This window comes from Shewanella carassii (assembly GCF_002777975.1).
GTDB classification, from domain to species: domain Bacteria; phylum Pseudomonadota; class Gammaproteobacteria; order Enterobacterales; family Shewanellaceae; genus Shewanella; species Shewanella carassii.
Genome location: NZ_NGVS01000004.1, coordinates 193,937 through 209,261, shown reverse-complemented (window position 1 = coordinate 209,261; position 15,325 = coordinate 193,937). Strand labels below are relative to the sequence as shown.

17 protein-coding genes and 1 other annotated feature are annotated in these 15,325 nt (G+C 52.3%); of the genes, 12 read left to right on the top strand and 5 right to left on the bottom strand.

What is annotated here, in order from left to right:
• Positions 1–26 precede the first annotated feature (26 nt).
• From rpsP to CBE72_RS01705, 10 genes are all read left to right on the top strand, one after another.
• Positions 27–278 carry a 30S ribosomal protein S16 gene (gene rpsP, locus CBE72_RS01750; RefSeq protein WP_100142022.1) on the top strand — a complete coding sequence of 84 codons (252 nt, stop codon included), beginning with the start codon at positions 27–29 and terminating at the stop codon, positions 276–278.
• Between the two features lie 21 nt (positions 279–299).
• Positions 300–830, top strand: a complete 531-nt coding sequence (gene rimM / locus CBE72_RS01745) for a ribosome maturation factor RimM (protein WP_025010565.1) — start codon at positions 300–302, stop codon at positions 828–830.
• 16 nt (positions 831–846) lie between these two features.
• Positions 847–1,590 (top strand): tRNA (guanosine(37)-N1)-methyltransferase TrmD, encoded by a 744-nt coding sequence (gene trmD, locus CBE72_RS01740; protein ID WP_093982523.1) that lies wholly within the window; start codon positions 847–849, stop codon positions 1,588–1,590.
• Positions 1,591–1,624: 34 nt separating this feature from the next.
• Positions 1,625–1,978 (top strand): 50S ribosomal protein L19, encoded by a 354-nt coding sequence (gene rplS / locus CBE72_RS01735; RefSeq protein WP_025010567.1) that lies wholly within the window; start codon positions 1,625–1,627, stop codon positions 1,976–1,978.
• A gap of 311 nt (positions 1,979–2,289) precedes the next feature.
• Positions 2,290–3,381, top strand: coding sequence for a 3-deoxy-7-phosphoheptulonate synthase (locus CBE72_RS01730; RefSeq protein WP_025887857.1), 1,092 nt, complete (start codon positions 2,290–2,292; stop codon positions 3,379–3,381).
• A 13-nt stretch (positions 3,382–3,394) separates the two neighbouring features.
• On the top strand, positions 3,395–4,534 hold the full coding sequence (gene tyrA, locus CBE72_RS01725) for a bifunctional chorismate mutase/prephenate dehydrogenase (RefSeq protein ID WP_100142021.1): 1,140 nt from the start codon (positions 3,395–3,397) through the stop codon (positions 4,532–4,534).
• Between the two features lie 228 nt (positions 4,535–4,762).
• Positions 4,763–6,424, top strand: a complete 1,662-nt coding sequence (gene hcp, locus CBE72_RS01720) for a hydroxylamine reductase (protein ID WP_100142020.1) — start codon at positions 4,763–4,765, stop codon at positions 6,422–6,424.
• Between the two features lie 69 nt (positions 6,425–6,493).
• Complete coding sequence (locus tag CBE72_RS01715; protein ID WP_229671885.1) at positions 6,494–7,591, top strand: FAD-binding oxidoreductase; 1,098 nt, start codon at positions 6,494–6,496, stop codon at positions 7,589–7,591.
• 99 nt (positions 7,592–7,690) lie between these two features.
• Entirely contained in the window at positions 7,691–8,026 is a 336-nt protein-coding gene (locus tag CBE72_RS01710; protein ID WP_028779791.1) for a hypothetical protein, read from the top strand.
• Between the two features lie 46 nt (positions 8,027–8,072).
• Positions 8,073–9,374 carry a cation:proton antiporter gene (locus CBE72_RS01705; RefSeq protein WP_100142019.1) on the top strand — a complete coding sequence of 434 codons (1,302 nt, stop codon included), beginning with the start codon at positions 8,073–8,075 and terminating at the stop codon, positions 9,372–9,374.
• Here the strand turns inward: CBE72_RS01705 and CBE72_RS01700 are convergent.
• On the bottom strand, positions 9,362–11,317 hold the full coding sequence (locus tag CBE72_RS01700; protein ID WP_100142018.1) for a chorismate mutase: 1,956 nt from the start codon (positions 11,315–11,317) through the stop codon (positions 9,362–9,364). The two genes, CBE72_RS01705 and CBE72_RS01700, sit on opposite strands and share 13 nt — an antisense overlap.
• A gap of 38 nt (positions 11,318–11,355) precedes the next feature.
• Positions 11,356–11,475: a sequence feature (Phe leader region), on the bottom strand.
• Between the two features lie 108 nt (positions 11,476–11,583).
• Complete coding sequence (gene hpf, locus CBE72_RS01695) at positions 11,584–11,937, bottom strand: ribosome hibernation-promoting factor, HPF/YfiA family (RefSeq protein ID WP_100142017.1); 354 nt, start codon at positions 11,935–11,937, stop codon at positions 11,584–11,586.
• A 313-nt stretch (positions 11,938–12,250) separates the two neighbouring features.
• On the opposite strand from hpf, the gene CBE72_RS01690 reads away from it, so the two are divergent.
• Positions 12,251–12,928, top strand: coding sequence for a cytochrome b/b6 domain-containing protein (locus CBE72_RS01690; RefSeq protein WP_100142016.1), 678 nt, complete (start codon positions 12,251–12,253; stop codon positions 12,926–12,928).
• 62 nt (positions 12,929–12,990) lie between these two features.
• Here CBE72_RS01690 and CBE72_RS01685 read toward each other — a convergent pair whose 3' ends face one another.
• Entirely contained in the window at positions 12,991–13,443 is a 453-nt protein-coding gene (locus tag CBE72_RS01685) for a c-type cytochrome (protein WP_100142015.1), read from the bottom strand.
• A 197-nt stretch (positions 13,444–13,640) separates the two neighbouring features.
• Between CBE72_RS01685 and trpR the strand changes: the two genes are divergently transcribed.
• Complete coding sequence (gene trpR / locus CBE72_RS01680) at positions 13,641–13,916, top strand: trp operon repressor (RefSeq protein WP_100142014.1); 276 nt, start codon at positions 13,641–13,643, stop codon at positions 13,914–13,916.
• A gap of 1 nt (position 13,917) precedes the next feature.
• Here trpR and CBE72_RS01675 read toward each other — a convergent pair whose 3' ends face one another.
• Positions 13,918–14,298 (bottom strand): hypothetical protein, encoded by a 381-nt coding sequence (locus tag CBE72_RS01675; protein WP_157929020.1) that lies wholly within the window; start codon positions 14,296–14,298, stop codon positions 13,918–13,920.
• A 155-nt stretch (positions 14,299–14,453) separates the two neighbouring features.
• Positions 14,454–15,098, bottom strand: coding sequence for an FKBP-type peptidyl-prolyl cis-trans isomerase (locus CBE72_RS01670; protein WP_100142012.1), 645 nt, complete (start codon positions 15,096–15,098; stop codon positions 14,454–14,456).
• Between the last annotated feature and the right edge of the window lie 227 nt (positions 15,099–15,325).

Here is a 15,325-nt window from a genome sequence, read left to right as displayed (position 1 = left end):
GCAAATCATTAGAGGATAAAGAACGCATGGTTACCATTCGTTTAGCTCGTGGTGGCGCGAAAAAGCGTCCATTTTACAACATCGTTGTTGCTGATAGCCGCAATGCCCGTGACGGTCGTTTCATCGAGCGTGTAGGTTTCTTCAATCCTCTGGCCAAAGGTCAGGAAGAAACTCTGCGCCTGGATCTGGACCGTGTTGAGCACTGGGTTGCAAACGGTGCTGCAACTACAGAACGCGTAGCAAAACTGATCAAAGACGCTCGTAAAGCAGCTGCTTAATAGCGTTTAAGGTATAGATTGATGAGCAGTAACCCACAGCCAATCGTGTTGGGCAAACTTGGTTCCAGCTATGGCATTAAAGGTTGGCTGAAAATCACCGCCTATACCGATTCTGTTGAAGGTATTTTTGACTATTCACCTTGGCTCATTAAAGAGCAGGGCGAATGGCGTGAAGTGAAGGTCACCCAGTGGCGCTATCAGGGCAAGGCGGTTGTTGCCGCACTTGAAGGGGTAGAGACGCGGGAGCGGGCGCAGATGCTCACTAACTGTGAGATCGGCATACTGCCTGAGCAGATGAAAGATCTGCCGGAAGATGAATTCTACTGGCGCGATCTTATCGGCTGTGAAGTGATCAACACCAAGGGCTACAACATGGGCAAGGTCGATCAGATCGTGGAAACAGGATCCAATGACGTCTTGCTGGTGAAGGCCAACGCCAAAGATAGCTTTGGCAAAGCGGAACGTATGATCCCCTTTGTCACCGAACAGTTCATCAAAGAGGTGAACGTTTCGGCAAAACAGATTTTAGTGGATTGGGATCCGGACTTCTGAGTCGAGGAAACAGCTTATGTGGTTAGGGGTAATCACCCTGTTCCCGGAGATGTTTCGAGCAGTAACAGACTTTGGCGTGACGGGTCGGGCCGTGAAGAATGGCCTGCTGGAAGTACAGACGTGGAATCCCAGGGATTTCACCCATGACAGACACAACACTGTGGACGACAGACCTTATGGTGGTGGTCCCGGAATGTTGATGATGGTTCAGCCCCTTCGCGATGCCATTCATGCAGCCAAGGCTGCGGCAGGTGAGGGAGCCAAGGTGATATATCTGTCACCTCAGGGACGCAAGCTGACTCAGCAAGGCGTATCTGAGCTGGCACAATCATCCAAGCTGATCCTGGTGTGCGGTCGCTACGAAGGTATCGATGAGCGCATCATTCAGACGGAAGTGGATGAGGAGTGGTCGATTGGTGATTACGTGCTCTCGGGCGGTGAATTGCCGGCAATGACCCTGATAGATTCGGTTTCGAGACTGGTCCCCGGCGTGCTGGGCAAACAGGCCTCGGCAGAGCAGGATTCCTTCTCTGACGGATTATTGGATTGTCCTCACTATACCCGGCCTGAATGTCTCGATGGACTGGATGTTCCGGCGGTGTTGCTCAGCGGCAACCACGAACAAATTAGACGCTGGCGTCTACAGCAGAGTTTGATAAGAACACTGCAGCGACGACCAGAATTATTTGAAAATCTAGCTCTGACTGACGAACAGACGACTCTATTAGCGCAGTTCGTTGACGCAATGGACTCAGCCTAGTCGCAGCTCAGTTAATTCTAGAACGGAGTAAGTTATGAACAACATCATTAAAATGCTCAACGATGAGCAAATGAAAAAAGACGTACCTGAGTTCGGTGCCGGTGATACCGTAGTCGTTCAGGTTCGTGTTAAAGAAGGTGACAAAGAGCGTCTGCAGGCCTTTGAAGGCGTGGTTATCGCTAAGCGTAACCGCGGTCTGCACTCTGCATTTACCGTACGTAAGATCTCTAATGGTGAAGGTGTTGAGCGTGCTTTCCAAACGCACAGCCCACTGATTTCCAGCATCGAAGTTAAGCGTCGTGGTCGCGTTCGTCGCGCCAAGCTGTACTATCTGCGTGAGCGTTCAGGTAAGTCTGCACGTATCCGTGAGAAGCTGGCTACTAAGTAAGCCGCTACATAAAGACGCAAGTGTTCGCACAGAGACCCGCCTATATGGCGGGTTTTTGTTTTCTCTTTCGCTGCTCCACGAACTGGCGACAGCAGATTTTTGCCGCGCAAGTCAGCCAAGCTCACAGTCCTACACGCCTACACAGATTAATTGCCCAGCCTAATGCTCCCACCTTTGCGATTACATGAAAATTTTTTCTGGTTTCGCCCTTGATCTCTTGGCTCACTCTCGGCATAGTGTAATGCCGTAATGGTGTACCGCTACAGTGATGCGATTGAGCAAGTCGCGCAAATTAATTTCAGGTGATCAGAATGCAGTCCAGTAATATAGAGAATGTGCACATCAGTGCCGAACAAGTCCTCATAACTCCCGAAGAACTCAAGCAGCAGTTGCCACTTTCTGATCACGGCTATCGCTATATTCTCAGCGCTCGCAAGACGGTTTCTGACATAGTTCACAAGCGTGACAACCGGGTGTTGGTCGTTACCGGCCCTTGCTCTATTCACGATATTGAGTCGGCCAAGGAATATGCCCTGAAACTGAAAAAGCTCCATGACGAGCTCAAGGATCAGTTTTTTATCCTGATGCGGGTCTATTTTGAAAAGCCCCGAACGACTGTGGGCTGGAAAGGGATGATCAATGATCCCGATATGGATGAGTCCTTCAATATTGAAAAAGGGTTGCGGATGGCGCGGGAGTTGATGCTGTTTCTGGCCGAACTCGAGTTGCCGGTTGCCACTGAAGCGCTGGATCCCATCAGTCCGCAATATATTTCCGAGCTGGTGACCTGGTCAGCCATAGGCGCCAGAACCACAGAGTCACAAACCCACAGGGAGATGGCCTCCGGGCTTTCCATGCCGGTAGGATTTAAAAACGGTACGGATGGCAATCTGGGGGTGGCCATTAACGCCCTCAAGTCGGCGGCCAGCAGTCACAGATTCATGGGGATCAATCAACAAGGGCAGGTGGCTTTGCTGCAAACCGCCGGTAACCCGGATGGGCATGTGATCCTGCGGGGTGGTGCTGGCCCCAACTATGACGCCGATTCGGTGGCTGAGTGTGAACGGCAGCTGCATGGTGCCGGGCTCAATGCCAGACTGATTATCGACTGTAGTCATGGCAACTCCAATAAAGATCATCGGCGGCAACTGCCTGTGTGCCGGGATGTATTTGACCAGATAGCGGCGGGCAATCGCTCCATCATAGGTTTGATGTTGGAAAGCCATCTGTTTGCCGGTAGTCAGGCCTGTGACAAGCCGCTTGCCGAGCTTGACTATGGGGTTTCGGTCACAGATGCCTGCATAGATTGGCAGGATACGGAGCAACTGCTCAGGCAAGGGGCAGCGCAACTGAGTTCTATTTTACCCACTCGCTTTGATATGCTCAGGGTGGCAAATGGCTGACGGAAGATTTGAGATGAGTGAGAAAACCACGGCAGAGCTGGAAAAGTTACGCGGACTGATTGACGGCGTCGACCAAGAGTTACTCAAGTTGCTGCGTCAGCGGCTGGATTTGGTGGCCCAGGTCGGCGCGGTCAAACACAACGCCGGCCTGCCCATCTATGCACCGCAGCGTGAGGCCGCCATGTTGGCCAAGCGCCGTGCAGAAGCCGAAAGTCTGGGGGTATCGCCGCAGTTGATAGAAGATGTGCTCAGGCGCCTGATGCGGGAATCCTATCTCAACGAGAAGGATGTGGGTTTCAAGCAGGTGAACCCGGATATCAACAAGGTGGTGATCATTGGCGGTCGTGGCCAGTTGGGCACCCTGTTTGCCCAGATGCTGACACTCTCCGGCTATCCAGTACATCTGCTCGATAAAGATGATTGGGATAATGCCGATGCTATCCTCGACGGGGCCGGTCTGGTATTGGTCACTGTGCCGATTGCCATTACCTGTGAGCTTATTCGCTCCCGTTTACAGCGTTTGCCCAAGGATTGCATTCTTGCGGATCTGACCTCGATAAAGTCGGAGCCGCTGCAAGCCATGCTCGCGGCCCACTGCGGGCCTGTGGTGGGGCTTCATCCCATGTTTGGCCCGGATGTGGGCAGCCTTGCCAAGCAGGTTGTTGTGGTGTGCCATGGCCGGCAGAGTGAGGCCTATGCCTGGCTGCTGGAGCAGATAGCTATTTGGGGAGCGCGGTTGGTGGAAGCGGATGCCGGCAAACATGATAAAGCGATGCAATTGGTGCAGGCGATGCGCCACTTCTCCAGCTTTGTCTATGGCCTCAACTTGTGCCGGGAGCAGGCCGATCTCGATAGCCTGCTGCAGTTCAGCTCGCCGATTTACCGGCTGGAGCTGGCCATGGTCGGTCGCTTGTTTGCCCAAAGCCCAGAGCTTTACGCCGATATCATCTTCGCCCAGCAGGAGAGCCTGGGTGCTATCTCCGACTATCTGGACAACTATGCCGGCGCTTTGGCCATGCTCAAGGCCGGTGACAGAGATGGCTTTGTGCGCCAGTTCCGTGAGGTGGCCGAATGGTTCGGTGACTTTGCACCACAGTTTCGCAGCGAGAGCCGCAGCATGCTGCAGTCGGTCAATGATATGAAGAGTCACTGATCTCAAGGCGGTCACTCAGCTGGCAGTGCAACGCGATTTATCCAAGGGAGCCTTTTAGGCTCCTTTTTCATTTGTATCAGCAAGATAGAAGTCAAAAAGCCATTTATTCAGCAATTGCTTAAGGTGATCTCCTTCAAGCTTTATGACTCACGTTCTTTCGTCTGAACGATGAAAGAGTACACTGATTTAAAACATGCAAAAATAAAGCATGATTAAAGGAGATATGCCGTGTTTTGTATTCAGTGTGAGCAAACCATTCGAACCCCGGCCGGTAATGGCTGCAGCTATGCCCAGGGGATGTGCGGTAAATTGGCCGCGACCTCGGATCTGCAAGATCTGTTGATTTACATGTTGCAGGGGCTGTCCGCCTATGCCGTCAAACTCCGGGAGTTTGAGGTTATCGATCCGCAAGTTGATACCTTTGTGCCCAAGGCATTTTTCGCCACTCTGACCAATGTCAACTTCGACGACGAGCGGATTACCGAATATGCAAAGGAAGCCGCTCGCTTGCGAGACCAGCTAAAGCAGCGCTATCTGGAGCTTTGCGAACAAAGGGGCGTGACTCCCGAGCCTATGTCCGCCGCGGCGACTCTGCTGCTGGGGGCATCCAAGGCCGAGCTGTTACAGCAGGCCAAAGTGGCTGCGCCCAACCGCGGTGATGACCTCAATGAAGATATTCTCGGTCTGCGACTCCTGTGCCTCTACGGCCTGAAAGGGGCGGCTGCCTATATGGAACACGCCCGGGTTCTGGATCAGACCAGCAGCGAAGTGGCCGGTCGTTTTCACGAGATCATGGCCTTTCTGGCGACCGATAGCACAGATGCTGACAAGCTGTTTGCCACCGCGATGGAGATAGGTCAGCTCAACTATTCTGTGATGGCTATGCTCGATGCCGGTGAAACCGCAGCCTTTGGTCATCCAGAGCCGACTCAGGTCAACACCAAGCCGGTGAAGGGCAAGGCAATCCTGGTTTCGGGCCACGATATGAAAGATCTCGAGCTCATCCTGCAACAGACTGAAGGCAAGGGCATCAATGTCTATACCCATGGTGAGATGTTGCCGGCGCTGGCTTATCCCGAACTGAAGAAATACCCGCATCTGGTGGGGAACTACGGCAGCGCCTGGCAAAATCAACAGAAGGAATTTGCCAACTTCCCCGGCGCCGTGGTGATGACCTCCAACTGCATTATCGATCCCAATGTCGGTCAGTATGCCGACCGCATCTTTACTCGCAGTATCGTTGGTTGGCCGGGCGTGACTCACCTGACCGGCGATGATTTCAGTGCTGTTATCGACAAGGCACTGGCGCTTGAAGGCTTTGCCTATGATGAGATCCCCCATATGATCACCATAGGTTTCGCCCGCAACGCTTTGATGAACGCGGCGCCTGCCGTGGTTGAAAACGTCAAGAACGGCAATATTCGTCACTTCTTCCTGATTGGCGGCTGTGATGGTGACAAGGCTGAGCGCAGTTACTTCACCGAACTTGCCAAGGCGGCCCCCAAAGACAGCCTGATCCTGACCCTGGGCTGTGGCAAGTACAAGTTCAACAAGCTCGAATTCGGTGATATCAACGGTATCCCCAGATTGCTGGATATCGGCCAGTGTAACGACGCCTACTCGGCGATCCAGCTGGCGTTGGCACTGTCCGAGGTATTTGAGTGTGATATCAACGAACTGCCGCTGAGTTTGGTGCTGTCCTGGTTTGAGCAGAAAGCGATAGTGGTCCTGTTGACCTTGCTGTCACTGGGAGTGAAGAACATACGTACCGGCCCAACCCCTCCGGCCTTCCTGACCGCCAATTTGCTGAAGGTACTGGAAGATAAGTTCGGCCTGCGCAATGTTGGCACGGTTGAGGAAGACCTGGAGGCGATTCTCGGCGCCGCTTGATGCGTATTTCTTGAGGCCGGGATGCCAGTAGGCATGCCGGCCATTTCTTTCTCTGTAGAGGGAGTTTCGATGACACTCAATCCATTACAAGTTTCGCCGGCAATCAGTCAATATCAGGCTGGTCAATGGGTTCCCGGAGAGCTGCGGCTCATTTGTGTCGCCCGCTGGCAGGAAACCCCGGATGTGGTGAGTTTTCGTTTTAAAGCAGCCCAGCCGCTGTCTTTTCATTTCAAGCCCGGGCAGTTTTTGGCATTGCAATTGGAGATTGCCGGTGAGGAGTATCGCCGCTGTTATACCATCTCCTCTTCGCCATCTCGGCCCAACTCATTGATGCTGACCATCAAGAGGGTCGAGGGCGGCAAAATTTCCAACTACCTTATTGATAATCTTAAGCCGGGTCACAGCCTGATGGCTTCAGGGCCTTACGGCCAGTTTAACCTTATCGATATACCGGCCGAGCGCTATCTGTTTTTAAGCGCCGGTTGTGGCATTACGCCGATGTTTTCCATGAGTCGTTTTCTGACCGACAGCTATCTTGACAGCGATATCGCTTTTATTCACAGTGCCAGAAGCGAGCAGGATCTCATCTTCCGAGACAGTTTGCGGGCCATGGCCAGCCGTCACGATAACTTTAAGCTGGGCTATCTGCTGGAGCAGGGAAGTGAGACTGCCTCAGTTTCCGGGGATCTTGCCGAGTGCCCTATGTTACCGGGACGCTTGAGCTTGGCGGCACTGGAGCAACTGGTGCCGGATTATCGCCAGCGCACTGTGTATGTCTGTGGCCCTGAGGCTTATATGACGGCCACAGAGCAGATGCTGGCGCAAGCAGATTTCGATATGACGCGTTTTCACAAGGAAAGCTTTGCTGAAAATACCTCGGCGCCCGCGGGTGACGGTTCGGTTAATTACCGCTTGAGTGTTGCCGGCCTTGAGCTCAGCATCAATGGCGAGCAGACCCTACTCGAAGCGTTGGAGTCTGAAGGTTTGCCCATTATTGCCGCCTGTCGCAGCGGCGTTTGTGGCTCCTGTAAGTGCCGGGTTGTCTCCGGTGAGGTGGAAAGCAGCAGCCAGCAGACGCTCAGTCGGGATGAGATTGACTCAGGTATGGTGCTGGCGTGCTCCAGCCGGGTGAAGAGTGATATTCAACTGGAAACCGGCCCCTTCTAATTCTGTTTCCGGCATTGCAGAAGTGGCGATCTCACAGTATGGTTAAAGCAGGGCAAGAGCTTTGGGCCCTGCATTCCAGATGTTGGCCGGAGACAGACTATGACCAGCTTACCCTCAGAAGCATTTGCCAGTGAAGATCGCAGCATGGGCCATTTTTTATATGCGCTTATGTGTGCCTTTCCGTTGTTTTTCCTGCCTGTGATCCTGAGCCTGTTGATTAACTTAAGCCAAAGGCAGGTTGCACCTCTGTCGCTGCTGGGCTCTCACTTGCGCTGGCAAAGGCGCAGTATTATGGGTTTGGCACTGCTACTGGCTATGGGCTACTGGGTCAATCCGCTGTGGCTCAGCCTCAGCTTGTGCGCCCTGGGGGTTATCTGGTTCAGTTACCGGATCTTCAAGGGCTGGCTCAGCCTCACAGATGGACAAGCCATGTAGCTCTTGTCTGCTACCAGGGAAGCGGTCAGCCTGATCGCAAGGAAATATGACGGACTATCAACTCTTCTGTGTGCTGGCGGCGCTGGCACTGATTATCTCGCTGTTATCCAGCCGTTTTCACTCACTGCAAGAAACCATAGCCATCACAGGCCTGGCCATGCTCCTTAGCCTGATTATCCTGGTGGTGGGTAAGTTGTTTGAGCTGGATATCCATATCAAAACCATTTCGGTATTGCAGCGCCTCGACTTTCAGGCGCTGCTGCTGAACGGTATGTTGGGTTTTCTGCTCTTTGCCGGTGCGCTGCAGATAAGGCTCAAGGTGCTGGCAAGCCAGAAATGGGAAATTCTCTGTCTGGCTCTGCTTGGTACTGTGATTTCCACTCTGACAGTGGCGGCGCTTTGTTTCTATTTGATGCCGCTGCTGGGGCTGGTGCTGCCCTGGAGTTACTGCCTGTTGTTCGGGGCCTTAATATCACCAACCGATCCGATAGCGGTTTTGGCCATCTTGAAAAAACTCGGCGCGCCTGAGGATATTGCGATTCAGGTTGAGGGTGAGTCGCTGTTCAATGATGGCATTGGCCTGGTGCTGTTTGTTGCTGTCTCGCAGCTGGCTTTTTCCGCTGAGGCTCTGAGCCTGGCCGATGTCGGCGCGCTGTTTTTCCATGAGGCCGTTGGTGGCATTGCCTATGGCCTGGCGCTGGCCTTTGCGCTGCATCAATTGATGAAACTCACGGATGAAGAAACCCAGAGACTCTTGATTACTCTGGTGGTGCCGACCGCAGGTTATGTGATGGCAGAAAAGCTCTCGGTGTCCGGCCCTCTGGCCATGGTGGCCGCAGGAATCGTGCTGGGGAATTTCACCGTGCCAAAATGCTTTGGGGTCACGGGGAGAATATTGCTGCAAAGGTTCTGGGCCCTGCTTGAGCACTTCTTCAATTCGCTCTTGTTCCTGCTATTGGGGCTCCTGCTGCTGTTGACCCATCTGGATATGCAACTCTGGTGGTTTGTGCTGCTGAGTATCCCTGTGGTGTTGTTGGCAAGATGTGTCAGCGTGTACTTACCTTATCTGGGGTTCCGGCGTATGCGGCAATACAGCCAAGGCGCGGAGGGGATCCTGATCTGGGGCGGGCTCAAGGGCGGCCTGGCGCTGGCTATGGCCATGAGTATTCCGGCGGGGATAGTGCTGACCCCCGAGCTGGAGCTCAGGGATCTCTTGCTGGTAATGACCTATGCTGTGGTGGTCTTTTCTATCATGGTGCAGGGCTCAACGGTTTCCCGTTTGATCCGCCGCAGCCGCGAGGCGGCAGAGGCCGGTAAAGCCGCTGCCGAATCGACTCAGGCTGTCTGATACAGCTTGGCGATTAAGCCTGCATGTTGCTGTGGATGACGGACATCGGCTGCGATGATTAAACCATCTACGCCCAACGCCTTGATAGCCAAGGCCTGAGCAGTCAGTGTTTGCTCACTGCTGCTTGGGTTGAGGCACAGACTTGGATTTACCAATAGCGGCAGGTGGCTCTGGGTTTTTAGTTCCACCAGGGCGGCGAGATCCAACATAAGTTGTTCTGGTTGATTCAATCCACTGACCCCCGCATCACAAAGGATTAACTGCTGATTCCCACCGGCGAGCAGAGTATCGGCGCTGGTCAGCCAATCCTGTTGGCTGGCCATGGGATTACGCTCCAATATTACCGGCAGGTTCTGTCCACCAAGCGCGTTGAGCAGCTCTGTGTTGTACATCTGTTTGCCGCTGAGCAGCAGCATGTCGGCCGCGGTCTGGGCCAGAGCCAGATCTTCTGCATGCTCCAAGGTAACAATGCTCTGCAGCCCGGCTTGGTTTAACAGGCTCTGCAATTTGGGCAGTTGCTGTTTGGCATTGGGTTGGCGCGTCAGCGTGCTGAGAACCACGCCCTGAAATCCCGCTTCCCTGAGGGCCTTGGCGCTTGGCGCAAAGCTGGCTGCATCTATGGGGAGGTTCAGTTGCGCCAAGGCGGCGAACTGGCCTTGCCCCAGTTTGAGCTGACCGCAACTAATTTCTGTGCTTGCCGGTTTATAGTGGCGGGAATGTCTCTGGGGTGACGGTTTGGCGCTGTCCTGCCTGGAACTCTCAGGTTCAATCAACAGTTGGCTGTGACTCAGCTGGGTTGGCTCGACCGTCTCACAAGGGTAACAGCCAAGTACCTTGATAAAGCGGGTGAGCCGCTCAAGCTCGGCAAGTGCTTGCTGCATAGCTATGGATGCCAGATTGGCATCGACATCCAGATAAAACATCTCTTCCCAAGGCGTGCCCGGGATAGGGCGTGACTCCAGCTTACTCATATTGAGGTTGTGATCTTTAAGGATCAGCAAGGCTTCCACCAAGGCGCCAGGCTTCTGACCGGTTGCCATAATCAGAGTGGTCTTGGCCGGCAGTTGCTCCGGCACTTCTATCGCCTTGCGGGCCACTACGATAAAGCGGCTCTGGTTGATTTTTTGATTGGCCAGTTCCTGCTCCAGAGGTTCCAACTGGTAGAGGGCGCCGCCTTCACTGGAGCCGATAGCGGCCACAGTGTTATCGCCCTGGAGAACTTTTTCCATTGCTTCGGCGCTGCTGGCACAATATTCCAGACGAAAGTCGGGATGGCGGCTCAGGTAGCGGCTACATTGGCTGATGGGTTGGGGGTGGGCGTAGACGGTTTTGATATCCGCAAGTTTGCTTCCCGCTTTGGCCAGCAGACAGTGGCCCACTTCTATGGTGGTTTCACCCACAATAGCCAGGCTGGTGTGCTGCAACACATCGTAGACTTCGTTGATGGAGCCGGATGAGGTGTTCTCTATCGGCAGAAAACCATAGTCGGCATGGCCGGACTCGACGGCCTGCACTATATCATCGAAGTTCTGGCAACCCAGATCCTGCATCTCTACCTGACGGCGTTGACAGTAGCGGCTGGCGGCCAGGTAGGAATATGAACCTCTGGCGCCCAAATAGGCGATGCAGTATTGCTGTTTCTGGGTTTCGGGATTGGCTCTACCCTGGAGGTAGGCCTGCTGGTTCAGTACAGAATCTTCAATAATGGCCTGGTACAGACTGATGACATAGTGGGCATCCAGCCCCTGTTCCCGCCCTTGGCGAACCAGCCTTGCCAAGAGTTCTTTTTCTCTCTGGGTATCACGGATAGGGCGAATGTCCACCTCTTTGCTGCGGGCGACTTCCAGGCTGAGTTGCCGGCGTTTGGCCAACAGCGCCAGCAGATCCCTGTCCAGTGTGGTGATGTCATCCCTTATTCGCTCCAGCGATGGTACTTTGTTCATTCTGACCTCTAAACCAGTAATACTCAGTGCATGATACAGACAAAAAAGCCTCCCGGGTGGGAGGCTTGGCAATTTTCATTTTCGTTTTTACACGTCAGGGCCGCCTCCGGGAATGAGGTGTAAAAAAGAAAATAAAAAACGAGCGATTAGGGTATTTCATGGCATTTAAGCTAAAACTATCCCCTTGGGCTGTCAATCAAAAAATCTTTGGGTTCAGCAATGAAAAGCGCACCCGGAGGTGCGCTGGTTAGTGGGAGATTGAAATATCAAGCTGCGTAATCCTCCTTATAATCATATTCGAACTCAGGTTCGGTGGCTTCGGTTTCCAAGGCACCACGCTGAGCTGCGGGCTTGTGGGTCAGGCGATTGAGCTGTTTTTCCAGCTTTTGTCCCATTGCATTTATGGCTGCGTAGAGGTTTTCATGTTTCGCCTGGGCAAAAAGTTGTCCGTTGGCCAGTTTAATTGATGCTTCTATTTTAAAGAGTGGCCCTTCTGTGAGGATGATGACATGGGGATTAATCAGCTGGGTATCGTAACGGTCCAGTTTGGCAAGGCGGCTCTCAACACGTTCACGGATGGCAGCTGTGACTTCAAATTGCTTGCTGGTGATCTTTAGCATATTGTCAAACCCTCTGTTGCTTCCTTGGTTTCAGATTAACAATCCCCAGACTTAAAAATGTGATCTGGATCAATGTTTGTGGCAAGTCAGAGAGCGTTTGTCACTTATTTGATCACTTAGACAAGTTTGGATTATTTTGCCCTAAAAAGCCTTGAACCCTTGTCAATAAAGGGTCATATTCGATGGAATAAATTGTTCGTTACTCCTTTCCGATTGCCTCCCCCCGTCGCTTTAAATATCATCATGCTTGTCATCTACAACTCTTTACCCTTATGCCGTTCGGGCCAAAACGGGTGATAACAGGAAGTACTTTATGAATAACAACGAAGTTAAAGTGAAGGTCTGGGATATACCTGTGCGGGTGTTTCATTGGGGCATGCTGCTGCTCCTGGCCGGGTTATGGTGGAGTGCCGATCAGGGGGAGATGAGTTATCACCAGTTATTCGCCTATTGTTTGATGATCTTGCTGGTGGTGCGGCTTATCTGGGGCTTTATTGGCAGTGATACGGCTCGTTTCAGTCATTTTGTTCGTCATCCCCGCAAGGCATTGGATTATCTTGCCAAGATGCGGGCCAAGCAGGCTCCTCATTCTTTAGGGCATAACCCTCTTGGGGGTTATATGGTGGTGCTATTGCTGATCATCATCAGTCTGCAATTGATGTCGGGTTTGTTTGCCACAGATGAGATATTTACCGAAGGTCCCTTGGTCTCCTATGTCAGCGGTGAAACCGCCAGTTGGTTTACCTGGTTACACAAGAAGAATTTCGATCTTTTATTGATCCTTGCCGGTATTCATGTGGCCGCCGTCTTGTTGCACCGCTTCAAAGGTGAAAAGCTGGTGGGGGCCATGTTCAGTGGCTATAAGCGCTTACCAGCTGCAGATGCACAGCAGCCCAGATTTGCGTCTCTGATGTTGGCACTGGTGCTTTTGTTGGTGGTTGCCGTGCCTGTGGTGCACTTTTTGATGATGCCCGTGATCGGCATGCTGTAAGCTTTGAAACATTAAAAAAGCCTGCTTGATGCAGGCTTTTTTAATGGAATCGCCGAAAGAGATTAGTCTTTCTTGTATACGTCGTGGCAGCCTTTGCAGCTCTTGCCAACGGCGCCGAAGGCTTTTTTCAGCTCATTCTTGTCGCCACTCTTGGCAGCAACAGCCAGGGCATCAGCATTGGTTTGCAGTTCTTTGAACTTGGCTTCAAAGTCAGCCTTGTCGGCCCAAATCTTGGCTAGGGCTTCAGTATCACCCTTGTCAGAACCATCGATAAAGCCTTCCAGTGGCAGTTTCGCCAGAGCGGCCACATTGGCTGCGCGCATGGCTGCAACATCGGCGTCAAAGTCTTTCTTGCCTTTGAGCATGGCACCGATATCTCCAAAGTTATAGGCCAGCAGACTGAAACCAGACTGACGGTACTGGATGGCATCATCACTGTTTTCAAAGTTGTGGGCCTGAACCGCTGTAGCGCTAAGCGCCGCAGTGGCGGCTAACATCAATAAGTATTTTTTCATTATCATTCTCACAAGTTTGTGCGTTAATGTGACATTGCTCGGCCATTGTACACATTTTGTGTGATGGAGGGAGTAGGCTTTTTCAGTTTACATGTAAAGTTTTGTCAGTAACTGGCTGCCAAAGCACGACTTTTTTTCGAAGATAAACACGGCTATACTGTGTTCACGTACCATTACGTGAACACGAAAGAGTTGCTATGCGCCCTGATTGGATATCAGTACTGGAGAAAGTACTGGCTCACAATAATCCCGAAGACCTTAACTGCCTGTTTGAATTGCTGCTGACCGATGATGAAAGGCATGCCATCGCTGGCCGTTTGAAGGTGTTTCAGGTATTGCTTGAAGGTGAGATGAGTCAAAGGCAGATTGCGGCCGAATATGAGGTGAGCATTGCTACAATCACCCGTTGCTCCAACTATTTGAAGCATATGCCCGCAGCGCTGAAAGAAAAGATCCGCACCTTGATTCTTTGAGTTAGATTAGGGGCTGTCGCGGCAATTTGTGGCGGCGGTAGAGGTGACGCTGACTCAGAATATAGCTTCCCCAGGCACAAATGAGCAGCCCCAGCAGTTGGTAAACGTCCTTATCTGCAAATCTCAACAGCAGCATGCCCGACAGTAACCAGAGAAAAGGCAATCCTGCATAAACAGGTTCTGGCCAAACACCTCCTCGTCGCAGGCGTTTGGGATCGCTGCGTCTGTGACTCGAACGCAGGTTGTAAATCCAGGCCGCGGCCAATATCAGTAAAATGGAACCCAGGCTCCCAAGCAGGGGTTCGAGGAGATAGAGTGCCAGACTACCGGTTAAAAAATACAGGTAAGGTAGGCTTTCATAAACCATTCTGGACAAGATCACAGGGCGGCATTCCTTCGCATCCGGGTATCTATTGATTCTAGCCCAAAGCAGGAGTTCCAGCCTTGTTTTCTAAAGTGGCATAAACAAAGAGTCCGGCATTGGCCGGACTCTCGATTGATAGCAATAATTTGCTAGGTGGTCTGTCTGCTTGGTTATTAACCGCGGCAGCCGCAACCACCATTACCGTCGCAGCCTTCTTTTTGGGCACTTTCTTCGGTGTCAGAGTTACAGCAACCGCCGTGCTCGTGCTCATGACCGCCACAGCAACCGCCATGTTCATGGCCATTGCCACCACAACAACCGCCGTGATCATGGCCGTGACCACCACAACCACCATGGGCGTGGATATGGCCGTGGGCGACTTCTTCAGCCGTCGCTTCACGCACGTCCATCACTTCCACATTAAAGGTCAGTGATTGACCCGCCAGAGGATGGTTACCATCAACGATAACACTGTTATCCAGAACTTCGGTCACTTGTACCGGACGCTGACCCATTTCAGTTTCGGCAATAAAGCGCATGCCTGGCACTATGTCCTGGATATCGCCAAAGGCTTCCAGAGGAACTTCCTGACGCAGGCCATCGTGATATGGACCATAGGCTTCTTCAGCTTCTATGGTCACTTCCAGGGTATCGCCTTTGCTCTTGCCTTCCAGTGCTTTTTCAAGTCCTGGGATCAGGTTTTCCATACCGTGAAGGTAGACCATAGGATCTGCCTCAAAAGAACTTTCTATCAACTGACCCTTGGCGTCAGTTAGGCGGTAGTGAATGGTAACCGCGCTGTGTTGGGTGATTTGCATATCGCCTCCCGTTCAGAATGTGGCCGCATGATAACGTGCTTTTTTCGCGCTGGCGATATCTGAACGTTGCTTATGCCAACTGTTGCACAGAGTTTTATCAAATGAGTGGCGTTCAAATTCAGTTAAGGGATGAGGGTTGCTGATATTTTCCATGTGTTTGTTTGGTTAAACCGTATTTTCAATATCTCACCGCTTGGGAGCCAAGAGAGCTAGATTATTGTTTGTTT